This is a genomic window from Humitalea sp. 24SJ18S-53 (genome assembly GCF_050632385.1).
GTDB lineage: Bacteria > Pseudomonadota > Alphaproteobacteria > Acetobacterales > Acetobacteraceae > Humitalea.
In genome coordinates this window covers 5055186-5078967 of the sequence record NZ_CP192599.1, presented here as the reverse complement: position 1 = coordinate 5078967, position 23782 = coordinate 5055186, and the positions used below count along the sequence as shown (strand labels likewise).

Annotated in this window: 17 protein-coding genes; 8 read left to right on the top strand and 9 right to left on the bottom strand. The window is 67.9% G+C overall.

The window, feature by feature from the left end:
• The first annotated feature begins 30 nt into the window (after positions 1–30).
• Together ACQW02_RS24355 and ACQW02_RS24350 are read left to right on the top strand one after the other, a co-directional pair.
• Positions 31–1203, top strand: a complete 1173-nt coding sequence (locus tag ACQW02_RS24355; protein WP_431282506.1) for an enolase C-terminal domain-like protein — start codon at positions 31–33, stop codon at positions 1201–1203.
• A 20-nt stretch (positions 1204–1223) separates the two neighbouring features.
• The gene (locus ACQW02_RS24350; RefSeq protein WP_431282505.1) at positions 1224–2195 is read left to right on the top strand and encodes a Bug family tripartite tricarboxylate transporter substrate binding protein; all 972 of its coding nucleotides are present in this window, start codon (positions 1224–1226) and stop codon (positions 2193–2195) included.
• A gap of 55 nt (positions 2196–2250) precedes the next feature.
• On the opposite strand, the gene aspT is transcribed toward ACQW02_RS24350, so the two are convergent.
• The 4 genes from aspT to ACQW02_RS24330 are packed head-to-tail and all read right to left on the bottom strand — an operon-like array spanning position 2251 to position 9989.
• A complete protein-coding gene (aspT, locus tag ACQW02_RS24345) occupies positions 2251–3942 on the bottom strand; it encodes an aspartate-alanine antiporter (RefSeq protein ID WP_431282504.1) in 1692 nt (563 codons plus the stop codon).
• Positions 3943–3966: 24 nt separating this feature from the next.
• Positions 3967–5667: an aspartate:alanine exchanger family transporter gene (locus tag ACQW02_RS24340; protein ID WP_431282503.1), complete on the bottom strand. Its 1701-nt coding sequence runs from the start codon at positions 5665–5667 to the stop codon at positions 3967–3969.
• Positions 5668–5699: 32 nt separating this feature from the next.
• Positions 5700–8408 carry a hypothetical protein gene (locus ACQW02_RS24335; protein WP_431282502.1) on the bottom strand — a complete coding sequence of 903 codons (2709 nt, stop codon included), beginning with the start codon at positions 8406–8408 and terminating at the stop codon, positions 5700–5702.
• A gap of 51 nt (positions 8409–8459) precedes the next feature.
• Complete coding sequence (locus ACQW02_RS24330; RefSeq protein WP_431282501.1) at positions 8460–9989, bottom strand: DcaP family trimeric outer membrane transporter; 1530 nt, start codon at positions 9987–9989, stop codon at positions 8460–8462.
• Between the two features lie 722 nt (positions 9990–10711).
• On the opposite strand from ACQW02_RS24330, the gene kdpF reads away from it, so the two are divergent.
• The 6 genes from kdpF (at position 10712) to ACQW02_RS24300 (ending at position 18627) form a co-directional block, all read left to right on the top strand.
• Positions 10712–10801: a K(+)-transporting ATPase subunit F gene (kdpF, locus tag ACQW02_RS24325; RefSeq protein WP_431282500.1), complete on the top strand. Its 90-nt coding sequence runs from the start codon at positions 10712–10714 to the stop codon at positions 10799–10801.
• Position 10802: 1 nt separating this feature from the next.
• Positions 10803–12500, top strand: a complete 1698-nt coding sequence (gene kdpA / locus ACQW02_RS24320; RefSeq protein ID WP_431282499.1) for a potassium-transporting ATPase subunit KdpA — start codon at positions 10803–10805, stop codon at positions 12498–12500.
• A 12-nt stretch (positions 12501–12512) separates the two neighbouring features.
• Positions 12513–14537 carry a potassium-transporting ATPase subunit KdpB gene (kdpB, locus tag ACQW02_RS24315; protein WP_431282498.1) on the top strand — a complete coding sequence of 675 codons (2025 nt, stop codon included), beginning with the start codon at positions 12513–12515 and terminating at the stop codon, positions 14535–14537.
• Positions 14538–14540: 3 nt separating this feature from the next.
• Positions 14541–15080, top strand: a complete 540-nt coding sequence (gene kdpC / locus ACQW02_RS24310; protein ID WP_431282497.1) for a potassium-transporting ATPase subunit KdpC — start codon at positions 14541–14543, stop codon at positions 15078–15080.
• Positions 15081–15253: 173 nt separating this feature from the next.
• Positions 15254–17941, top strand: a complete 2688-nt coding sequence (locus ACQW02_RS24305) for an ATP-binding protein (protein WP_431282496.1) — start codon at positions 15254–15256, stop codon at positions 17939–17941.
• Complete coding sequence (locus ACQW02_RS24300; protein WP_431282495.1) at positions 17938–18627, top strand: response regulator; 690 nt, start codon at positions 17938–17940, stop codon at positions 18625–18627. Before ACQW02_RS24305 ends, ACQW02_RS24300 begins: the two co-directional genes overlap by 4 nt.
• 7 nt (positions 18628–18634) lie before the next feature.
• Here ACQW02_RS24300 and ACQW02_RS24295 read toward each other — a convergent pair whose 3' ends face one another.
• From ACQW02_RS24295 to ACQW02_RS24275, 5 genes are all read right to left on the bottom strand, one after another.
• A complete protein-coding gene (locus tag ACQW02_RS24295) occupies positions 18635–19792 on the bottom strand; it encodes a M20 family metallopeptidase (protein WP_431282494.1) in 1158 nt (385 codons plus the stop codon).
• A gap of 150 nt (positions 19793–19942) precedes the next feature.
• Positions 19943–21478, bottom strand: a complete 1536-nt coding sequence (locus ACQW02_RS24290) for a class I adenylate-forming enzyme family protein (RefSeq protein ID WP_431282493.1) — start codon at positions 21476–21478, stop codon at positions 19943–19945.
• Positions 21475–22353: an amidohydrolase family protein gene (locus tag ACQW02_RS24285; RefSeq protein ID WP_431282492.1), complete on the bottom strand. Its 879-nt coding sequence runs from the start codon at positions 22351–22353 to the stop codon at positions 21475–21477. The genes ACQW02_RS24290 and ACQW02_RS24285 overlap by 4 nt, the downstream gene beginning before the upstream one ends.
• A complete protein-coding gene (locus tag ACQW02_RS24280) occupies positions 22353–22901 on the bottom strand; it encodes a hypothetical protein (RefSeq protein WP_431282491.1) in 549 nt (182 codons plus the stop codon). The genes ACQW02_RS24285 and ACQW02_RS24280 overlap by 1 nt, the downstream gene beginning before the upstream one ends.
• On the bottom strand, positions 22898–23737 hold the full coding sequence (locus ACQW02_RS24275; protein ID WP_431282490.1) for an enoyl-CoA hydratase/isomerase family protein: 840 nt from the start codon (positions 23735–23737) through the stop codon (positions 22898–22900). Before ACQW02_RS24275 ends, ACQW02_RS24280 begins: the two co-directional genes overlap by 4 nt.
• Positions 23738–23782: the final 45 nt, after the last annotated feature.

Genomic DNA, 23782 nt, shown 5'->3' with positions numbered 1-23782 from the left:
GGGGGCAATGAAAACATCGGCGGAGCGTCCATGCTGACAATCACGCGGATCGACGCATTTCCGATCCGAAGCGATCTGGTCGGCGGCCCCGGCATGACCCCGCCACGGCGCCCAAGCTGGAACGCCGGCGCCGAGGTCGCCGGGCCCATGTCCCGGCATTCCCGCTTCAAGCTCGACCGCCGCGCCTGGCGTCCTGCCTGGCCCGGCGTCGGCTGCCTGGTGACGGCGAGCGACGGCAGTTGGGGCTTCGGCATCAGTCGCTACGCCGGCCCCGTCATCCCGACGATCGAGAGCCACCTGGCGCCGTTGCTGATCGGCGAGCCAGCACTGGCCACCGAGAAGCTGTGGGACATGATGGCGCGCATGGCGGCGACCTACAGCGCCGCAGGGCTCGCCGCCTATGCGATCAGCGCGATCGACCTGGCGCTGTGGGACCTGAAGGGCAAGGTTCTGGGTCAGCCCGTGTACAGCCTGATCGGCGGCCCCTCGCGACCGCATATCGACTGCTATGCCACCGGCGGCGACACCGACTGGCACATGGAGCTCGGCTTTCGGGCGACCAAGCTACCTTGCCCGCATGGCCCGGTGGACGGGCTGCCCGGACTGATCCGCAATGTCGAGGCGGTGGCCCGGACCCGCGACCTGATCGGGCCGGAGGTCGAGCTGATGCTCGATTGCTGGATGGCCTTCGATGTCGAATATGCCGTGAGGCTGGCCGAGCGGCTGCGCCCATACGATCTCCGCTGGATCGAGGATTGCCTGATCCCCGAGGACATGGACGGGCAGGACGCGCTGCGCCGCCGCCTACCCTGGTGTGGTTTGGCGACCGGTGAGCACTGGTACATGCCGGCGCCCTTTCTGCACGCAGTGTCACGTCGCGCTGCCGACATACTCCAGCCCGATATCGCCTGGGCCGGTGGATTGACGGCCTGCCTGCGCATCGCCGCCATCGCCGATGCGGCGGGCATCTCAGTTATTCCGCATGCTGGCCTGAACACACCCTATGGCCAGCACTTCGGCTTTGCCGTGCCGGGCGCACCCATGGGCGAGTTCTTTATGGGCAGCGCCCCCGGCGTGCCCCTGGCAGAAACCAGGCTATTCCCCGGCATGGCGGTGCCGCGCGACGGGAAGCTCATCCCGAGCGATGCGCCGGGCTTCGGCCTCGGCGCGTCGCTCGACGATATCGCCGCGATGCGGCCGTGAACGAAGCGGAGGACACAACAATGAAAATTGATCGGCGCGCGCTGCTCGCATCATCCGCCGCGCTGGCTGCGGCCGGCACGGCACGGGCACAGGGAATGCCCGATGGGCAGTTGCGGATTATCGTGCCGGCGCCGCCGGGCGCCTTCAATGACGGGCTGGCCCGGCTGCTCGCCGACAGGCTCGGCCCTATGCTGGGGCAGACGGCGGTGGTGGACAACCGCGTCGGCGCGGGTGGCATGTTGGGCACCAAGGACATCGTGCAGGCGCGGCCGGATGGCCGCACCATCGGCATCGCCAATACCGCGACCATGGCGATCAACCCGCATCTTTTCGCCAATGCGGGTTTCGACCCGCTTACAGACCTGACCCCGATCGCGAGCTGCGCGCGGATCATGATCGTGCTGGTGGCGTCCCCGAAGTTGGGGGTAAGCAGCGTCGCGGAGCTGATCGCCATGGCCAGGGCACGTCCAGGCGCACTGGACTACGCCAGCGCCGGCGTCGGCGGCAGTACACACTTGGCCTTCGAGCTGCTGAAACTGCGCTCCGGCATCGACCTGACGCATGTCCCCTATCGCGGCGCGGCGCCCGTGGCGACCGCGCTCCTCGCAGGCGACATCCCAGTGGGCTTCGAAGGCGTGCCGCTTCTGCTGCCCCACATCCGCTCCGGCGCGCTGAAGGCGCTTGCGGTGTCCGGGGCCACCCGCCATCCCCAACTGCCGGAAGTCCCGACCATGCAGGAAGCCGGCGTCGCGAACTACGAGATGGCGATCTGGTTCGGTCTGGTGGCGCCCAACGGCATGGCCGCACCGATCCGCGAGCGGCTGTCAGCGGCCACCCTGCGCGCCCTCGCCGAGCCGGAGATGGTCGACAAGATCGCGCAGCAAGGTGCCGAGGTCTGGGCCCGAGACGGCGCCAGCTTCGCCGCTTTTGTCCGCGCCGAACACGCCAAGTTAGGTGAGGTGGTCCGCGCGGCCAATATCAAGGTGGAGTGAGCGTGGCCTTGATTGCGGCAACGTCGTCCTGCAGTGGCGCCCCACCACTTCCAAGTCACCCAGCTATCACACCAACGATAACCGTCCCCCATGTCGTAAGAAGGATGTGCCCAAAGGGTACAGCCGGCGTGTAGCCCAAAACGGCCACGGGGCTGCCTGAGCGGTCCTGCACCGCGGCCATGGCCGCGGTCATGGTCTGCGCTCCCGCAAGGCCGCCCAGGATCAGGATCGGGTTCATCCGAAGCACGTATCGCCCGAAATATAGCCCCACGAACATTGGTACCAACGTCACCACCATGCCGCCGAAAAGCAGCCCGATGCCGGCTTCGGCCAAAGCGGCCACGAAGACCGGTCCGGCATGAAGCCCTGTCATGGCGACGAAGGCCGCCAAGCCAAGCGCGGTCATCAACGCCACCGCACCGTCCGGAATTCGCCCGAACAGCGGAAAGCGCGTCCGCATATGCCCTACGATCAGACCCGCCAGAAGCGTTCCGACGCTGGTGCTGAGCGAGATCTTCATGTCGCCGATCGGAAAGCTGATCAGCACGCCCGCAAGGCCTCCAAGAAAGATTGCAAGGCCCAACACGACGAAATCCGTCGTGAAGATCGGCGCCACGACGGCGCCAATCTGGGAGGCAGCGCGTGCCACGACTGGTTCCGGCCCTACAACCCGAAGTATGTCGCCACGTTCCAGCACGAGGCCAGGCGACAACGGCAGGGCCAAGCCACCGCGGGTGACGGCGCGCAGATAAAGGCTCCGCGCCCAATCCATCTTCGCCGCCTCGTCGACACGCCGGCCGGCGAGGTCGCGCCTGGTCAGCAGCACGTCCATCGACGTGATTGGAATATCGAGTAACTCGCGATCCTCGATCTCCTGCGCACGTGGGCCGACAAAGTCCACAATGACCTCGCGCCGCCCCGAGATGGCGACGATATCGCCCGCGGCCAGCGGAAGATCAGCGCTCGCCTCCAGGATCTCGCCGGCACGTCGGATTCGCTGGATGAAGATGCGCTGTTCGGCAAATTGCGCTTCGGCTTCGGCGACACGCAGGCCGACGATCTGCGCATCGGCGGGAACGCGGTAGCAACGCGCCTCAAACCGTCGCCACGTGGAGGCCGTTCCTGGGGATGCCCTGGTGATGCCGAGCTCGCGCTCCAGCGCCAGCGCCTCGGCCTTGAGGTCGATCCCCAGTAATTTGGGGCCAGCGACACTGCAGAACAAAATGACACCGACCGCCCCGAAAACGTAGCAGACCGCGTCGGCAACAGCGATATGCGCGATGAGGCGTGCCCGCTCCGCCTCCGGGAGGGGCAGCATGCTGATCGCCTCCGTGGCCGTCCCCATGGCAGGGCTTTCGGTGAGCGCACCAGAAAGAAGACCGGCAGCGAAGCCCGCATCGAGCCCGAGCACCTTCGCCACTGCAATCGCGGTGAATAGTCCAGTGACGCAGCACACAATGGCCAAGAGGACCGGCTTCAGCCCGTCCCGCTTCAGCGCCTGCATGAACTGCGGGCCGACCGAATAGCCGATGCCGAAAAGGAACAGCAGGAACAGGAACGATTTCGCCATGCCCGAGATGGGCACATGGGCGAACTGCCCCACAAATATCCCCGCGAAAAGCGATCCGGTCACCGGCCCCAGGCCGAAGCCACCGACCTTCACGCCGCCGATCGCATATCCGATGCTGATGACCAGGAACAAGGTGAGTTCGGGATACTTGGCAAGGAACTCCACGAACCACGCCATTCCTGATCTCCTGGATCGATAGATCTACTGGGCGAGCAGCATCGCGAAATAGCCGAACACCGTGAGCAGGACGCCCGACACCGCATAGGCCACGGGGAAGCCGATCCAGGGCACATTGGACTGGATCTCCACCGCGGCTTCACGACAGGGGCCGCTGTGGCTGCGCGCACCGGCCACGCCGCCCATCAGCACGGCGGGGTTCAGCTTGAAGACGTGGTAGCCGATGGTCCAGACGATGATCGGCGGCAAGGTGCAGGCGACAAAGCCCACCAGGAAAATCTTGAGCGCCAGAATCCCGGTCAACTGCGCCAGGAGCGAGTTGCCCGCGTTGATCCCCACGATCGCGACGAAGACGACGAGGCCCAGATCCTCCAGCACATTGCGCGCCGCGGCCGGCGTATTGCCGAAGAAGCGCAGCCGCGACGCGACGGAGGAGACGATGACACCAGACACCAGCAGCCCACCCGCATTGCCCAGGCCGACCTTTGCGCCAAACGCCGGGAACTCGATCTGTCCGATGAGGAAGCCGAGGATCATGCCCAGCGAAAGCGTCAGCAGGTCCGTGGCGGTCGAGGGACGCACAACCCGCCCGAAGGCCGCACCAATCTTGTTGACCGCGTCCTTGAGGCCAACGACCGTCACGATGTCCATCCGCTGCAGCGTCGTGTTGCTGCCGATCGGCACCGGCACGCCCGACCGTTCCAGCGCCACCACCTGGATATGATCGGCGCCGGGCAGGGCGCGCCATTCCTCGCGCGTCTGTTTCAGGATCTGTCCGTTGGTCACAAGGATCTCGGCACGATCGAGCGGCAGGTCGAGCGCGGCCCGGTCCGATACTTCAGGCCCGATCAGGCCCATCTTCGCCGTCATCGCCTCGCGTCGCGCGCCGAGGGCGATCACGTCGCCGATGCGCAGCGGCATATCCTCATCGGCGCCAAGAACCGTGGCGTCACGCACCAGGTTGACGAAGCGGTATTCCGGATTCTCACGCAGCATGTCGCGCATCGTCCGACCCTGCCAGGCGGCGTTCTCAAGGCGGTAGGCGCGCAGCCCGCCGGCGGTCCAGCCCGAAAGCGCCGGTGTGTCGCCAGAGGCGACGCCAAACTCCTTCTCGTAGTCACGGGCCGCGGCACGCGCATCCAGCCCCCACCATTTCGGCAAGTACTTAGTGATCAGGATGATGCCGACCGTGCCCCAGATGTAGGTAATGCCATAGGATAGCGCGATCATCGCGCTGACCTGCTCCGGCGTCGTTCCGGCGGGCAGGACCAATGCGCCGGCCAGCACCGCCTGCTCGGCCGAACCGATCGCCGCCGACATGGTCTGCGAACCGGCCAGGATGCCGCCCGCCGCGCCGATCGGCAGCTCGAAGAATTTGGTGCCCAGGACAACAAGCCCGAGGCCCACGATGCAGGACACGACGGCCAGCAGGGTGAACTTCAGCCCGTCCCCACCAAGACTATTGACGAAGGACGGACCAACGCGGAGCCCCACCCCATACATGAACAGGTAGTAGAACAGCAGGCGCGTAAAATTGTTGAGCTCAAGCTTCTCGCCATAGACGGAAGCCCAGACCGAAAGGCCGCAGCCGATGATGATCGCCGAGGCGACCATGCCAAGCCCGTAGCCCGCGACGGTTTGCCGCCCGAGCCATACGGCGAGACCCACCGTCAGGAAGAGCAGGATATAGGCGTTGGTAGCCAGGAAGTGAAAGAACGCTTGCATGATCCGCGCCTCCTGCGATCGGAAGGGTTTGTTCAGCGCCGCGCCTTGGCGGCGACCGCATCCGGCTTCAGCAGCTTGAGGCCACGCGCCTTCTCGTAGCCGTGGATCTCCTTCACATCGAGCTTTCGCATGAAGTCGATCGTCTCCTGCGTCAGCACCTGGCCTGGCACCATGATCGGGAAGCCGGGCGGGTAGGGAATGACGAAGTTGGCGGAGACCATCTCCGGCCCCTCGCGCAGCCGCCGGTCGCACTCCGCGCCATGGAGCGGCACATACTCGCAGACCGAAGGATCATAGGCGCCGAAGAAGGCGGAGCGCATGTCGCCCTCCGGCGTGGTGCGTCCGGCATCGCCGCGGAAAATCTCGTGGAAATGGCTGAAGTTCGGCAGGTCCGGCACGTCGGTCATCAGTGATTTCACCCGCGCCGCGAAATCCGTGCGCTCCGCGTCGCCGCCATCGGCCAGGCGCTTCTCGATGCCATGGCAGATCTCGACCAGCACGCGAATGAGATGCGCCACGTCGCTGCGCGTGTTGTTGATGTTGGACTGCAGCAGGACGCTGTTGCGCGACGTCTTGTTCAACTGGATGTCGTACTTGCTGGCCAGCAGCCCCTTGAACTGCGTGCCGTCGAAGCCGGCGGTGCCGCAGACCAGCGTCATGCGCGTGGGGTCGAGGTAGAACTCATCCTCCCGCATCGCCTTCACCAGCGTGCCCCAGTTGGTGCCTGGCGCGAAGAAATCCTTGAACCCGGACTTGCGGTATTCCGCCGGTATCATGCGATCCGAACCGAGGATCTGGAAGTACTTCGAGATCAAGGGATGCTCGCTGATCGCCCGACGAATCCTGAGCGAGATTTCGATCGCGTTCATCACCAGGCCGTAGCCTTCGAGTTCCATCTGCCGCCGCGCCACGTCCAGGCTCGCGATCAATTGCTGGTTCGGGCTGGTCGAGGCATGGGTGAACACCGCCTCATGGAACTGCGCTTCGACGGTGTGGAAATCGACGTCCTTCACCAGCAGCATCGAGCCCTGGCGGATCGCCGACATGGACTTGTGCGTGGAGTTGGTCTGGTAGACGCGCAACCGCACCTTGCGTGGGTCGGGGATGAGGCGTGTGTCGAGCAATGCCTCGTCCGACGGCGCGTCGCCGAGGGCCGCCTGCTGGGCGTCATAGGCGTCTAGGGACGACGGATCTCGTAGCCACTGCTCTATGTCGGCGGCAGCGCCCATGGCCGTGCGCGGGCGCAGGAAGGGCGAGAAGCGCGCAAATCCGGACCAGGCCTCGTCCCACAGGAAGATGAGGTCCGGCTTGATGGCCAGGCACTCCTCCATCACGCGGCGGACATTGTACATGTGGCCATCGAAGGTGCAGTTGGTCAGGTCGAGGAGTTTCAGCCGGTCAAGCCGGCCTTCCGCGCGCAAGGCCAGCAAGGCGCGCTTGATCGTGGCCAGCGGCACCGCCCCGTACATCGAGTATTCCGTCATCGGGAAGGCTTCGACGTAGTAGGGCTGCGCGCCCGTCAGGACCATGCCGTAGTGGTGCGACTTGTGGCAGTTGCGATCCACCACCGCGATATCGCCCGGGGCCAAGAGCGCCTGCACCGCCATCTTGTTGGAGGTGGAGGTGCCATTGGTCACGAAGAAGACGTGATCGGCACCAAAGGCCCGCGCTGCCAACTCCTGCGCCCGCTTGATCGTGCCCGTGGGTTCGAGCAGACTGTCGAGGCCGCCGGTCGTGGCACTGCTTTCCGCCAGGAACAGGTTGATGCCGTAGAATTCGCCCATGTCGCGAATCCAATCGGATTTGAACACCGACTTGCCCCGCGCGATGGGCAGGGCATGGAAGGTGCCCACCGGCCGCCGTGCATATTCCTTCAGATTGTCGAAGAAGGGTGTTTCGAACCGCGCCTGCACCCCTTCCAGGATCGCCAGATGCGTCTCCAGCGGCTCCTCCACCGTGTAGAAGATGCGGCGCACCACATCCGCGGCGGCATCGCCAGCCAGCGTTTCAACATCGTGGTCCGACAGCAGGTAGATATCCAGTTCAGGGCGGATCCGCTTCAGGAAACCGGCAAGGCGCAGCGCCGATTTGTCGGACCCCTCGGGCTCGCCCAGGGGGTCGAGCAGGGAGCGCAGGATCGGCACGTCATGGCGCGTGCGGTACGAGAAACCCTCGGCCAGCACGGCCGAGATGATGTCGGGATTGTTGGCGATCGCGCAGAACGCATCTTCGAAGGAGCCGACGAAGACAGGTTCATAGATGAACTCGTCTTCCGGGCGACGCAGCCGGCGCAGCTCCTGCGCCATGGACGGCCAACGCGAGGCCGGCTGGCTGTTGACGAAGAGCACTTCGAAATATGGGCGCCGCTGGCGGCTTTCGCTGAGCTGGGCCGGCAGCAGGTCGGCAGCCTCCGCGGCGCTCCGATCCTCCGTCTCCCAATCCCCCGCGTTCTCGCGGTAGCTGCGCGTCAGCAGCGCGTTCGAGATACGCCGCGCAAGCCGTGCCGTGCCGCCTGCATCGCTGGAGGCGACCTTGTCGTTGAGCGCGGTGAACAGGCGGTGTCCCGGAAAGGCGTGATATTCCTCCACCGCCGTCATCGCCGTGATCAGGGCCTCCACCTCGCCACGCTCGGCCGATCCCTTGGCCCATGCGTCGGCGAGATGCGTCAGGTCGCGCCATGCATCGGCGCGGCCGGAATGGATCATCAGGAACTGATCGACGCGCGGGGACACGCTGCTCATGGACTCTCTCCAACGACGAAAACGACTTGCCTGGCTTGATGGTCCGCGACGTCAGAAACGCGCGATGGCGGCGGCCTGGATGCGCTGTTCGATGCCTTGGCCGAACTGGCCCGCGCCCGCGGCGGTCGAGCCGCCCTGCAGGTCGCGCCGGTAGTAGATGTACTCGATGCCGAGATCGAGCGAGCCGTTGCTGAGCGTCCCCCCGCTCTCGCGCGCGAAGGGGCTCCAGATCAGGTTGACCACGCCCATCTGCATGTCGTTGTTGACCGATTGGGCGGCCGACGAGCCGGGCGTGAATGCCGCGACGTAGCCGGGGCTGTCGATGCGCGCATAGGCATAGCCAACCGTGCTGCGCAGCGTCGGCATCCAGAAGTGCCGGTAGCCCGCCGCGACCCCCCAGCTTGGAATGGCATTGAGGCTGACGCTGGACACGCCGGCCAGGCCGATATCGCTGAAGGCGGATTGCCCGCTGGAGGTGGCATCGAAATACCGGCCGATGCCCTGGCCGTAGGAGGCCATGCCGATCAACTGGTCGTGGCCAAAGCCGGTCCAGAGCTCACGCATGTTCAGCTTGCCATTGGTGGCGAGGCCCCAGCCGACGGTGCTGCCACTGCCCGTGGGCGACGCCGCCGTGCCATTGGTGTCGATGCGCAATTGGCGCACCAATCCGCGCAATTCCAGGTCCCCAAGGTCGCGGCGATAGGTCAGCCGCCCCAGGAGGTCCGGCACCTGGTTCGTGGCCGGGCTCGCACCCCCATTCAAGTTGCTGTCGGGATAGAAGACGCCGGCGCTGCTGGTGTAGTCGGTATAGGGCGCTTCCAACGATACTTGCCCGGTCAGCCCCTGCGCGAGCCGTCCACTCAGGCGGACCTGTGCCTGCCGGACGGCGGAGGCGTTCAGGAAGGTCGAATCCGTCAGGGTTTCGAACAGGCCCTCGTTCCACAGGCTGTTCGCCTGGCCGATGAGCAGCCGGACCTGCTCGCCGCCCACTTCCACATAGGCCTGTCGCAGGCGCGGCATGTAGCCGGAGGAGGTGGCGGCACCGGAGGGGCTTGGCTGGTCGCCCGCGAAATCCATCTCAAGCTTCGTGGTCAGCGGCCCCCAGGGCGTCGGCGTCTGGGTATCGAAGCCGATGCGCGACCGCCTGGCGCTGAAGGACAGGTCACCCGACCGCTGGTCCGCGGCACTGCCCGCCAGCGGAATGCCCTGGACCGACGGCGCGTCGCTGCGGTTCAGCACATCGATATCGCCGTACATGTTGGCCTTGATGAAGCCATACAGGCGGACGGAGGTCTCGGTGCCCGGGATGCGCCAGGAATTCGGCATCGACCCGCGCATCGCCTCGTCCACGTCGGCGCGCGTCACCCGCGCTGTCACCGGCGCCGGCGGTGGTTCGGCCACGATGATCGGCGCGGGGGCTGGCGCCACCGGTGTGGCGCGCGTGGCGCGCGGCGGGGCCGCCGCGGTGCGTGCTGGCGGCGGGGATGGTGCTGGGCGGGCGGTGCGTTGCGCGGCCTCCAATTCATCCACGCGACGCCGTAGCTGGTCCATTTCAGTCACCTGCCGCTGGAGCTGTTCCATGCGGCGGAGCAACTCCTCCACGGACGGTGTCGGCGGTGGCTGGCCGGCCGGGGCTTGCGCCACAGCGGGACCGGCCGCGGCCATATAGACCAAGGCTGGACCGGCCAGGAGTGCACGGTAGAACCGCGTCTTTTTCTTCATGGCGCCCGTCGTCGCTATTGGTGTTGTACGTGGTTACGATCAGTTAGGCATTAACGAATGCTTCAGCGTGCAATGCCGTGGTCGTTACTGTGCATACCGATAGCGGATCGCGCAAGGGATCTGTATCACCCGCAGTCAGCTACGCTCGCCCTGCCTGCCGCTGTCATCAAAGCCCGTCGCCACGGCGATTTCGCTCGGCCATCGGATTGCCTTCATCGGCAGCGGCCCGCTGCTGTGTCTTGCGGCCCACCAGTATATGACGGCAAGGCAGCGGCAAGGCGGTTCCTGGATCAACAACACGCAGTGCGTCGTGGCGCGGCACATCTCGGGGCGGCGTTCGACCTGGCGCTGGCGGTGGTGAGGCGACGTGCGCAAACACTCGGCCGGTGATGAGCATCATCGCCCTTACGAAGTCCTTACGCCCAAGGCGCTGCTTCCACATCGCGCGACGATGCCATCGTCCCGCAATCTTGGCCCCTGACCAAGGGGATTATCATGCTCGACTTTGTGCTTTTGGCCGCGGGTCTTGGCGGCTTCATCCTGCTCGGCCTCTACGTCCGTGCCTGCGGGCGCGTCTGATCATGGGGTTCGAACTCTGGCTTGGCGCCGTGGTCGCGCTCGGCCTGCTTGGCTACCTCCTCTGGGCCCTGCTGCGGCCTGAAAGCCTGTGACATGACGTTGATCGGTTGGGCGCAGATCGTGCTCGTGCTCGGCTGCGCGCTGCTGCTTGCGGTGCCGATTGGGCGGTGGCTTGCATGCCTGGCGAATGGCCGCTTGGGCGCGCTGGCCGGCATGGACGCCGCGATCCTGCGGGTCGCCGGCGTGGATGCGTCACGCGGGCAGGGTTGGCAGGGCTATCTGCTGGCGATGCTCGCCTTCAACGCGGCGGGTTTCCTGCTGCTTTATGCGATCCTCCGCCTGCAAGGCCTGCTGCCGCTGAACCCGCAGGGCTTCGATGGCATCCCGCCCTTCCTCGCCTTCAACACCGCCATCTCCTTCGTCACCAATACGAACTGGCAGGCCTATTCGGGTGAGGCGGTGATGTCGCATCTCAGCCAGATGACGGGCCTCGCGGTGCAGAACTTCCTCTCCGCCGGCACAGGGATCGCGCTGGCCTTCGCGGTGATGCGCGCCTTCGCCGCGGGCGCAGTGACGCAGCTAGGCAATTTCTGGGCGGATCTTTCCCGGGTGACGCTGTGGCTGCTGATGCCTGGCGCAGTTCTCGCCAGCTTCGCCTTCATCGCCATGGGCGTGCCGCAGACGCTCGAGGCGGGTGTCGCGGCCGCGACCATCGGCGGCGGTGAGCAGGCCATCCCGCTCGGCCCCGTCGCGTTCCAGCTTGCGATCAAGCACCTGGGCACCAATGGCGGCGGCTTCTTCGGCGTGAATTCCTTGCATCCCTTCGAAGGTCCGAGCGCGCTCGCCACCAGCCTGCAGATCGTGTTGCAGGTGGTCATTCCCTTCGCCCTGTGCCTCGCCTTCGGCCGGATCATCGGCGATGCGCGGCAGGGGCGCGCATTGCTGGCGGTGATGGTGGGCTTCGTGCTGGCGGCCACGCTGGCGATCTACGCCGCCGAAGCCGCCGGCAATCCGCTGCATATCGCGGCCGGTGTTTCGCCCGTCCAGGGAAACATGGAGGGCAAGGACCTGCGCTTCGGCCTGGCGCTCGCCGCCCTGTTCACCGCCACGACCACGGGCGCGAGCTGCGGGGCGGTGAACGCGATGATCGACAGCTTCACGCCGCTCGGTGGCCTGGTGCCGCTGTTCCTGATCCAGTTGGGCGAAGTGCTGCCGGGCGGCGTCGGCTCCGGCCTCTATGGCATGCTGATCTTCGCGCTGCTGGCGGTGTTCATCGCCGGCCTCATGGTCGGGCGCACACCGGAATATCTCGGCAAGAAGGTGCAGGCGCGGGAGGTGAAGCTCGCCATGCTGGCGGTGCTCGTGCTGCCTGCCGCCATCCTTGGCCTTGCGGGGCTCTCGTTGGTGCTGGAGGTCGGCACCGCCTCGCTCCAGGATGCAGGGCCGCATGGCCTGACCGAGATGCTCTACGCCTATACTTCGGCCGCGGGGAACAACGGCTCGGCCTTCGGCGGGCTCACCGCCGACACGCCCTGGCTGAACACCACCCTGGGCTTGGCCATGCTGCTCGGCCGCTTCGCCTTCGTCATCCCGGTGCTGGCCATCGCCGGCAGCCTGGCCGCCAAGCCGCGCGCCCCTGACGGCCCCGGCACCCTGCCGACCCATGGCCCGCTGTTCATCGGGCTGCTGGCCGGCGTGATCCTCATCCTGGGCGGGCTGCAATACCTGCCTGCCATCGCCCTTGGCCCGATCGCCGAGCATGTCGCCATGCTCGCCGGCCAGACCTTCTGAAAGCCGCACCCCATGCAATCCTCGTTCGCGCTGTTCGATGGCGCCATCCTCCGCGGCGCGGCCATCGACGCGGTGCTGAAGCTCAACCCGCGCCACCTGGTTCGCAACCCGGTGATCTTTGTGACGGAGGCGGTGGCGATCCTCGTCACACTGCTCGCATTGCGTGACGCGCTGGCAGGCAATCCGTTCGGCTTCCAGGCCGGCATCGCCGCCTGGCTCTGGCTTACCGTGCTGTTCGCGACCTTCGCGGAAGCCGTGGCCGAAGGCCGCGGCAAGGCGCGCGCCGCCTCGCTGCGCGCCGCGCGCGGGGATACCATGGCGCGCTTCGTGCCGCTGCCGGAGGACACCACGCTCACCATCCCGCGCGCCGCCGCCGACCTCAAGCGCGGCGATCATGTGCTGGTGGAGGCCGGGGAGATCATCCCCTCCGACGGCGAAGTGGTGCAGGGAATCGCCAGCGTCAACGAAAGCGCCGTCACCGGTGAGAGTGCGCCGGTGATTCGCGAGGCCGGCGGCGACCGCAGCGCCGTCACCGGCGGCACGCTGGTGGTGAGCGACCGCATCCTGGTGCGCATCACCGCCGAGGCCGGCGGCACCTTCCTCGACCGCATGATCGCGATGGTCGAAGGCGCGTCGCGCCAGAAGACGCCGAACGAGATCGCGCTCGACATCCTGCTGGCCGGCATGACGATCATCTTCCTGATCGCCGTCGTCACGCTCGTGGGCTTCGCCAGCTACAGCGGTGCCGCGCCTTCGGTGGTGGTGCTGGCCGCCTTGCTGGTCACGCTGATCCCGACCACCATCGGCGGCCTGCTCTCCGCCATCGGCATCGCCGGCATGGACCGGCTGGTGCGCTTCAACGTGCTGGCCACCTCCGGTCGTGCGGTGGAGGCGGCGGGCGATGTGGACGTGCTGCTGCTCGACAAGACCGGCACCATCACCTTCGGCAACCGCCAGGCCGCCGCCTTCATCGCGGCACCTGGCGTGGGCGAGACGGAGCTGGCCGAGGCAGCCGTGCTGGCCAGCCTCGCGGATGAAACGCCGGAGGGCCGCAGCATCCTCGCCTTCGCCAGGGAGCGCTACGGTATCGCCGCCATCACCCCGGACGGCGCGCGGCCGGTGCCCTTCACCGCGCAGACCCGTATTTCGGGGATGGACCTGCCTGGCGGCGCCTACCGCAAGGGCGCGGTGGACAGCCTGGCGGTGACGCTGGGCGTGGCGATCCCGGCCGAACTGGCCGCCGGTATCGACCGCATCGCGCGCACCGGCGCCACGCCGCTGGCGGTGGCCAGGGATGGCCGCATCCTGGGCGCCATCGAGCTGAAGGACATCGTCAAGCCGGGCATGCGCGAGCGCTTTGTCGAACTGCGCCGGATGGGGATCCGCACCGTGATGGTGACCGGCGACAACCGCCTGACCGCCGCCGCCATCGCGGTGGAGGCCGGGACGGATGATTTCATCGCCGAGGCAAAGCCCCAGGACAAGCTCGACTACATCCGCGCGCAGCAGGCCGCGGGGCGGCTCGTGGCGATGGCTGGCGACGGCACGAATGACGCGCCGGCGCTGGCCCAGGCCGATGTGGGCCTTGCGATGCAGACCGGCACGCAAGCGGCCCGCGAGGCCGGCAACATGGTGGATCTGGACAGCGACCCGACGAAACTCATCGAGGTGGTGGAGATCGGCAAGCAACTGCTTATCACGCGCGGCGCGCTGACCACCTTCTCCATCGCCAATGACGTGGCGAAGTATTTCGCGATCCTGCCGGCGATCTTCGTGGCGCAGTATCCGGGTCTTGCCGCGCTCAACGTGATGGGGCTGGCCAGTCCGCAAAGCGCCATCCTCTCCGCCGTCATCTTCAATGCGCTGATCATCGTGGCGCTGGTGCCGCTGGCTCTGCGCGGTGTCGCCTATACATCCATCGGCGCCGCGGCGCTGCTGCGGCGGAACCTGCTGATCTATGGCCTGGGCGGCCTGGTCGCGCCCTTCATCGGCATCAAGATCATCGACCTCCTGCTCACCCTTATCGGAGTGGCCTGAACCATGTTGCGCCCGCTGCTTTCCCTGCTGCTCGGCTTTACCTTGCTGGTGGGCGTCGTCGTGCCGCTCGGCGTCACCGCTCTCGCGGGCCTGACCATGCCGGACCGCGCCGGCGGCAGCCTGGTCCGTCGTGAGGGTAGGGTGATCGGCTCTACCCTGATCGGCCAGAATTTCGAGGACGACGTCTGGTTCCAAGGCCGGCCTTCGGCGACCGCCGCCGCGCCCTATGACGCCGCCTCCTCGGCCGCATCGCAACTGGGGCCGACCAGTGCGGCCTTGCTGACGTCGGTGATCGCGCGTGTGGCCGGCCGGCGCGATGTCCCGGCCGATGCCGTGACGGGCAGTGGCTCGGGCCTTGACCCGCATATCAGCCCGGAGAATGCACGTGCGCAGATCGCGCGTGTGGCGGCGGCGCGGGGCCTTTCGCCGGAACGCCTCGCGGCACTGGTGGAACACCATACGGAGGGCCGCGAATTCGGCCTGCTGGGGCAGCCGCGCGTCAACGTGCTGCGGCTCAACCTCGCGTTGGAGGCGCAGCGTTGACGGCGCCGCACCAGGTTCCAGGTGCGCGGTCCGGGCGCTGGCGATCATCGGCCTGCGCGGATGTCCGCAGGCTGACGCCACGGCCATCGGCGTGACAGGCGCCAAGGCCATACTGGGTGCGGCGATGTCGCCGTCGCTGACGTGAGGCGCGCGCTGTCCTATTCTGCCGGCAGATGAACAACGCAGATCCCGAACGACCAGATCCCGATGCCCTGGCCGAGCTTGCGGCGCGGGAAGGTCGCGGTCGCCTCAAAGTGTTTCTCGGCGCGGCGCCGGGCGTCGGCAAGACCGTGGAGATGCTGGCGGAAGGCCGTCGCCTCCAGGAAGCGGGGCGTGACGTGCTGGTCGGCCTGGTCGAGACGCATGGCAGGGCCGAGACCGAAGCCGCCATCGGCACGCTGCCCAGGCTGCCGCTGCGTGCGATCGCCTATCGCAGCCAGGTGCTGCACGAATTCGACCTCGACGCCGCCCTGGCGCGGCGCCCCGCCATCCTGCTGCTGGACGAACTCGCCCATACCAACGCGCCGGGCAGCCGCCACAGCAAGCGCTGGCAGGATGTGGAGGAACTGCGCGACGCCGGCATCGAGGTCTGGACCGCGATGAACGTCCAGCACCTGGAAAGCAGTGCCGAGGCGGTGGCGCGCGTCACCGGCGTGCGAGTCGCCGAGACCGTCCCGGATGCCGTGCTGAAGGGGGCGGATGCGGTGGAACTCGTGGACATCCCGCCTGCGGAGCTTCTGGAGCGCATGCGGGCGGGGAAAATCTACCGCGCCGAACAGGCCGAGCGGGCGTTGCGCGGCTTCTTCAAGGAGGGCGCGCTGGCGGCGCTGCGCGAATTGGCGCTACGCCGCACAGCGGATCGTGTCGATGCCGACGTCACCTCCTGGATGCGCCGCAATGCGGTGGCCGGCCCCTGGCCCGTGGGCGACCGCCTGCTCGCGCTCATCCCCGGCGGGGCGGCGGCCGAGCCGGTGTTGCAGCAGGCCCGCCGCCTCGCCGATGCGCTGCATGCACCGCTGCTGGCGCTGCATGTCGAGCAGCCCGGCCAGGACTCCGATCCCGGGCGGGGCATCGCGCTGGCCCAGCAACTCGGCGCCGAGACCGAGGTGACGACGGCCACGGATCTGCCGGGCGCGATCCTGGCCCATGCCCGCGCGCGCCGTGCCACGCACATTGTCCTGGGGCGCGGCGACCCGCCCTGGTGGCGGCGTGCGCTGGGGCAGACCCTGATCGGCGCCCTGGCCCGCCAGGCGCCGGAATTCACGCTGCATGTGGTGCCGAGCCAGGCGGCCGCGCGCGCCGCACCCACGCCGCGCCATCTGCCGGGCTGGACGACCTGGCTCGTGGTGCCGCTGCTGGTCGGCGCCGCGACGCTGGTCTGTGCCGTGCTGGATGGCATGGTGCCCGATGCCGCCTTCGGCATGGTCTATCTGGCCGCCGTCGTGGCGATCGCCGCCATCGCCGGGCCGGTGCATGCGGGCGTCGGGGCGGTTCTTGCCTTTCTTGTCTGGAACTTCCTGTTCCTGCCGCCGCGCTACACGCTGACCATCGCCTCGGCGCAGGATGTGTTGGGGGCCGTGGTGTTCGGCGCGGTGGCGGCGCTGCTGGCTGGCACGACAGGCAGGCTGGGCCGGAATGTGCGATCGGCGGCGCTGCGGCTGGCGGCGCTGCGGCGGCTGACCGCGCTCTCACGGCGGCTCAATGCAGAGGCCTCGATGGCCGAACTGCAGATGGCGGTGGTGGAGGAGGCGGCGCGTATCACCGGCGGCCCCGCCTGCCTGCTGCTGCCGCTGGACGAGGCGCTGGCGGCGATCCTGCCCGGCCAGTTCACGCGCGACGCGGTGCTGCAGGCCGAACCCGTGCTGCGCGCCGCGAGCCCCGCCGATGCCACGCCCGATGACGGCGCCATGGCCGCGGCGCGCTGGGCCCTGGCCAATGGCCGTGCCGCCGGGCGCGGCACCGCGACCCTGCCCACAAGCGCCTGGCGCTTCCTGCCCCTGACTGCGGTGCGCGACGGTCAGGCGGTGGCGCTTGGGCTCCTCGGGCTGCATCCCGAAGGCGACGCGCCGGACCCGGAGGCGGACCGCGCCCTGGAGGCGCTGTTGGACCAGGCGGCGGTGGCGCTGGAACGTGCGCGCCTGGCGGATATCGCCGCCAATGTCCGTGCCCGCGGCCAGACGGAGGCGCTGCGCACCGCGTTGTTGACCAGCCTTGGGCACGACCTGCGCACGCCGCTCACCGTCATCCGCGGCGCCGCGGAGACGCTGCGCACCGTCGGCCCCGCGCTGACCGAGGCGACCCGCGCCGACCTGCTGGCCAGTATCGAGGAGGAGGCCACCCGCCTGGCGCGCTGGATGTCCGCCATCCTCGACATCGTGCGGTTGGAGACCGGCCAACTGGTGCCGCGGCGTGAACCGGTGGATGTGGCGCTCGCGCTGGAGGAGGCGGCCACGCATGCGGAACAGGCGCATCCCACCCGCCGCATCCTGCGCGACCTGCCGGCCGATCCGCCGCGGCCGCGGCTCGACCCCGCGCTGCTCGACAGGGTGCTGGAGAATGTGCTGGACAATGCGCTGAAATACGCCGCGCCGGATGGCGTTGTGCGCATGGTGGCGCGTCGTGAGGGGGCGGAGGTCGTGGTGCTCATCGAGGATGACGGGCCCGGCATTCCGCCCGAGGACCTGCCCCGTATCTTCGATGCCTTTTTCCGCGCCGTGCGCACCGACAGCATCGCCGCCGGATCCGGGCTTGGCCTGTCGATCTGCCGTGGCCTGGTCGGGGCGATGGGGGGACGCATCGCGGCGGAAAGCCCGATCGCTGCGGGACGAGGGACGCGCATATCGCTGCGATTCCCGGCATGACCGCGGCACCCTTGTCGGTCCTGGTGATTGATGACGAGCCGCAGATCCACCGCTTTCTGGGCGCTGCATTGGAGGCGGCCGGCTATGCCGCCCTGCGCGCGGAGACGGCGCGCGAGGGACTGCGGCTGGCGGCGTCCCGCGGCCCGGCCTGCGTGCTGCTCGACCTCGGCTTGCCCGACATGGATGGGAAGGAGGCGCTGGCGCGGCTGCGCGCGTTCAGCAGCGTACCGGTCATCATCATCAGCGCGCGCGACCGGGAGGCGGAGAAGGTCGCCGCACTCGATGCCGGTGCCGATGACTATGTGGAAAAGCCGTTCGGCCTGGCCGAACTGCTCGCCAGGCTGCGGGCAGCGACGCGGCGCGTGCTGCTGGCGACAGCCCCTTCGCCGATCGTGACGTCAGGGCAGCTCGAGATCGATCTGGAACGGCGCGTCGCGCGCGTGACGGGCGTTGAACTCTCGCTCACCCCGCGTGAGTGGGATCTGCTGGCGGCGCTCGCCCGTGACCTCGGCCGGGTGGTGACGCAGCGGCGCCTGCTGACCGAGGTCTGGGGGCCGGCGCATGTCGAGGACAGCCAGTATCTGCGGGTATATGTCGGGCAGTTGCGCGCCAAGCTCGGCGAGGCTGCCAGGCTGCTCCGGACGGAGCCCGGCGTCGGCTATCGGTTGCTGGAGGAGGAGCGGTGATCAGCCCCTACCCGTCGACCACAGGCAGCGTACCGGGCTCGCCCAGGGTCTCGAAGAGGCGGACCATCAGCGTGGTTCGAGGAACGAGGCACGAGATCAGCAGGTGCTCCTCATGCGTGTGCGGACCATCCCCGACGACGCCGAGGCCATCCAGTGTCGGGATGCCGAGGGCGCCCGTGAAATTGCCATCGCTGCCGCCACCGGCCACACGTTCGCCGGCGACGGCAAAGCCGGTATCGCGCGCCAAGGCCGCTGCGTGATCGTAGAGCGCCTGAATTGCCGGCGTCTTCGAGAAGGGGGGGCGCGAGATGCCCTGGGTGATCTCCAGCCGCACGTCAGGATCATGCGGGCGTAGTGCCATCAGGGCGTTTCGCAGCTCCATCTCCTCCGTCGCGGTGGGCACCAGCGCATAGCAGATGGCTTGGCATTCGGCGGGCACCATGTTCTCGTGCGTGCCACCGGCCACCGTGCCGATATTGACGAAGAAATTGCGGGCATGGTCGGTGAGCGCCTCAATCGCGAGAATCTGGTGTGCCATCTCGCGGATCGCGCTGCGCCCCTTTGCGTGATAGGCACCGGCATGCGCCGGACGGCCAATCGTGCGCAGGTGCCAGCGCGCGATGCCATGGCGCGCGATCGTCAGGCGCCCGCCATCGCCCGAAGGCTCGGGTACCAGGACGACGCGGTGTCGCAGCGCCTCTGCCTCGATGGCGCCGCGCGAACTTGGACTGCCGGCTTCCTCATCCGGGATCATCATGAAGGTCACGGGCAGACGCGGCCTGCGGCCCATCCCGTGCAGGTGTTCGAGGGCGGCGAGCGCCATCGCGTTGCCGCCCTTCATGTCATAGATGCCGGGGCCATAGGCGCGGTCGCCCTCCACGCGGAAGCGCAGCGGCCCGGCAAGCGTGCCGACCGGATGCACCGTGTCGATGTGCCCGAGCAGCAAGATGCCGGGGCCATCACGGTCGCCGGCAACGTGGCCCAGCAGAATATCGCCAAAGCCGCCGGTGCCCGCGCGGCGTTCAATGCGCGCGCCGATGCGGCGAAGCTTCTCCTCCACATGATCGGCGACGCGATTCACCGCGGCCGCATCCTGCGTCGGGCTTTCGATCTCCACCCAGCCACGCACCGCGTCGAGCAGCGCCGCACTCGTCAGTTCCCGCATCGTCATTCGTTCCCCGCGGTGCCGATGAACGGCCCCGACCATCGCGCTGGCGCAGGAGGTTGTCCCATGCGCCACGCGGGCCGAGCCTGGCAGGCTTGGTGCCCGACGTCGACGGCGTGGGTGGCGAACAAGGCCATGGCGGACAGGCAGTCAACCTCGACGCTCCAGACGTGGATGGGGTCCGTCAACCAGGCCATATTCAGCCAGCACCCGCTCACGTATGCGCCGGCGCACCATCTTGCCCTGCACGTTGCGCGGCAGTTCCTGCATCGTGACGTGCAACCGTGGTTGCTTGTGGCGCCCGAGGCCAGCGACGGCCGAACGTGCGCGCTCCGGCCAGCCCGCATCGGCACCCTCCGCCACCGCGACCACGATTTCCCCCCAGTATTCGGAGGGCAGGGAGATGACCGCGACCGCCGCGCCCTGGCCGCTGGCGGCAAGGGCGCGCTCAATCTCGTCGGGATGGACCTTGTAGCCGCCCGACTTCATCACATCGGCCATCCGGCCGACCAGGTGCAGCCGGCCCTGCATATCGAAGCGGCCAAGGTCGCCGGTTTCGTGGAACGCGCCTGGCTCCAGCGGGTGAAAGCCGTCCGTGGCGTAGTGCCCGGCGTAGATGTGCTGGCCGCGCAGCAGCACCTCGCCATCCTCGCCCGGGCCGGGTATGGCGCCATCCTCTCCACGCAACGCGATTTCGACGCCAGAGGCGGGGTAGCCGACGCAGACGCCGTCGTAATGCGGACCCTCGGCGTAATAGGCATCCGTCTGCTCGGCGGTGAGCACGGCGATGGGATTGGTCAACTCGGTCTTGCCATAGGCGATCCGGATCACCGGCCCGAACATGGCGCACGCCTTGCCATAGAGCGTCGGCGACAATGGCGCGGTGCCGCAGAACACCGCCCGCATGCCGGGGAAATGCCGATCCGGCAGGGCGGTCGTCAGTTTCGCGAGCACGGTCGGGGGCGCGAAAATATGGTCGATGCTGCCTTCCTCCAACAGCGGCGCGATGCGCGCCATGTCGGCGCCATCCAGCAGGACCACGCTGCCCCCACGCTCGAGGAAGGCCATCGTCAGCACGGAGGCGCCGTGCATGTAGGGCGTGACCAGCAGGATGCGGCTGCCGGGCCCGACGGCCGTGGGCAGCGCCGCGCGCTGCAGCAGATTGCCGATCCAGCGGGCGCCATGCGTCTGCACGATGGCCTTGGGCGCGCCGGTGGTGCCGGAGGTGAAGCCGATGCGGCCATGCGCCTCCCGCGGCACCGGCGGAATTTTGCCGAGATCGCCACGCGCCGTGTCCAGATCCTCGATCACCATGGGCGTGCAGCCAAACGCCTTGAAGGCGTCGGCATTGGCCGCGGTCGTCAGCACGCGCTTGACGCCGGTGATCGCCAGATTGTGGCGCAACTCGTCGGCACCCAGCGCCGGGTTCAACGGTGTTTCGGCGGCGCCGGACAGCCGCACGCCAAAAGCGCCCCAGACGGCGGCGTGGCTGTTGCGCAGCGACGTTGCCACCGGCTCACCCGGCGTGACACCGGCATCCAGCAGCGCCTGCGCGACCGCGGCGGCACGGCCGCCCAGTTCGCGATAGGTCATGCCCGTGGCGCCATCGAAGACGGCAAGCCGGGTCGCATGCGCGTCGCAGGCGGATTTCAGATCGCTCGCCCAGGGGATCGCCGGCTGCATCATGCCACGGGCTCGAAGCCATAGAGATCCCAGGCATTGCGCGCGAGGATGCGATTGCGCACCGCCTCATCCGGCACCCATTCCAGCATGAGGTCGAGCAGGTCGCCATCGTTCGGCATGGCGCGATCGCTGGTCATGTTCGCGTGCGGCCAGTCGGAGGCCCAGACCAGCCGCTCCGGCGCATGCTTCACTAGGGCCCGGGCGAAGGGCGTCATGGCGGCATAGGGGAAGTCTTCCTTCATGCAGCGCATCGGCCCCGACATCTTCACCCAGACACGGCCGGATTCCAGCATCCGCAGGATCGTCTTGAAGGCTGGCTGGTCGATGCCGCCCGCCGTGGGGACGCTGCCAAAATGGTCCAGCACGATGGTGTTGCGCAGCGCCATCAACTGGTCGACGTAGTCCGTGATATCGGCGCCGCTTGGATAGAATTGCACATGCCAGCCGAATTCCGCGATGCGCGCGGCGAGGTCTGGCAGCACCTGGGGGAAGTGGCTACCGCGCTTGAGGCTGACGAAGCGCACGCCGCACACGCCGAGCGCATCCATCTCGGCGATCTCGGGCGAGGAAAGATCATCCTTGGGCACGACGACGCCACGGAAGCGGCCGGGAAAACGCCGCAGCGTGTCGATCAGAAGCTGCGGGTTGCGGCCGTAGCCACCGGCATTGACCATGACGGCGTAGTGCAGCCCGAGCACGTTCTGCAGGGCGATGTAGTCCTCCGCCAAGGCATCGCCGGAGTGGTACGGGGTCTTCGCATCGAAGGGATAGGTCGCTTCGGGCCCGAAGAAATGAATATGGCAATCCACCGCGCCGGGCGGGCAGCGCAGTTTCGGTGTCTTCGGATTCGGGTCGGGCGGTTGCGTCATGAAGGCCATCAGGCGGGCTCCCCGGAGATTGCGATGAAGCGATCGGTTTCTGCCCCGGCGATGGGGGCGGCAGGCAGATCGGTCGCCAGCAGATGCAGCAGCGTCACGCGCGCCGGGTCGTTCTCATCGGTCAGGACGTGCACCCGGCAGGTGGCCGGATCGCTGGCCAGGTGGTCAGCGACGGCCTGCGGCATCCCGCCAGCCGGCCAGCGATGGCGCAGCAGGGCGGCGGCGGGCCGATCCTGCGCCGGCCCCGGCAAGGTCGCTGCGACGTTGTAGAAGCTGAGGATCAGCAGTTCCCGCGCCGGCACGATCCGCGCCTTCCACGGCGTATTGACCTTGGCGTCGTGGCTGGGCGCGTGGAAGCGCTGCGTGCTGTCCACCTCCCACAGGTTCAGGAAGCGGTTCGCAAGTCCCGCCGCGCGGAATCGCGTCACGGCACGATAGCCCGGCAGGCCGAGCAGCAGCGGCACATGCTCCTCCGCCTGCCACCGCAGGAACTCGTCCTCCCAACCCGGCGCGAGCCCGGATTCAACCGTGTAGATCGCGCCGCTCATCGGCCCTGCCAGCGCGGCGCGCGCTTCTCGTTGAAGGCCAGAACGCCTTCGCGCCGGTCCTCGGACACGACCAGGCGGTTATAGGCCTCGACCTCGAACGCCAGGCCGTCGTGCAACGCGACCTCCATGCCATTCTGGATGCTGCGCTTCGCCTCCCGCACCGCGAGCGGCGCATTGGCCGCCATCGCGGCCGCGCTTTCCAGGACGGCCGGCATCAGTTCCTCCCGCTCGCACAGGCGGTTCACCATGCCCCAGGCGTGGGCTTCCTCGGTGCTGAAGGGGCGTCCACTCAGGATAATCTCCTTGGCCCGGCGCTCGCCCACCGCGCGCGGCAGCATCTGCGTGCCGCCGGATCCCGGCAGGATCCCGCGCGTGACCTCGGGCAGGGCGAAGCGGGCACCGCGTACGGCGTAGATGAAGTCGCACAGCAGCGCCGTCTCGCAGCCGCCGCCGTAGGCATGGCCGTTCACCGCGGCGATGACCGGCACCTGGGCGGCCAGCAATTGGTCGCGGCCTTGCTCGAAAATATGGTGCTGCGCCTGCCAGGCGGCGTCGGTCATCCCCTTCCGTTCCTTCAGGTCGCCGCCGCCGCTGAACAGCCGGTCGCCGGCACCGGTCAGCACGGCGCACCGAATGCCGCCGGGTGCCTGTGCCAGCCGTGTCCAGACCTCCAGCAGTTCGGTCGCCATGCGCGTGTTGCGGGCGTTGCCGACCTCCGGCCGGTTCATGGTCACGACCAGGATGCTGCCGGCTTCGATGCGGGTCAGCAGGGTTTCAAAGGGGGGAAAGGGCTCGGGCCCCGGCAATGCGGCCGTGGGATCACTCGGGTTGTTCACGTTTGGCGTCCTCCGATCGTGAGAATAGGCGCGATCACGGGCTGG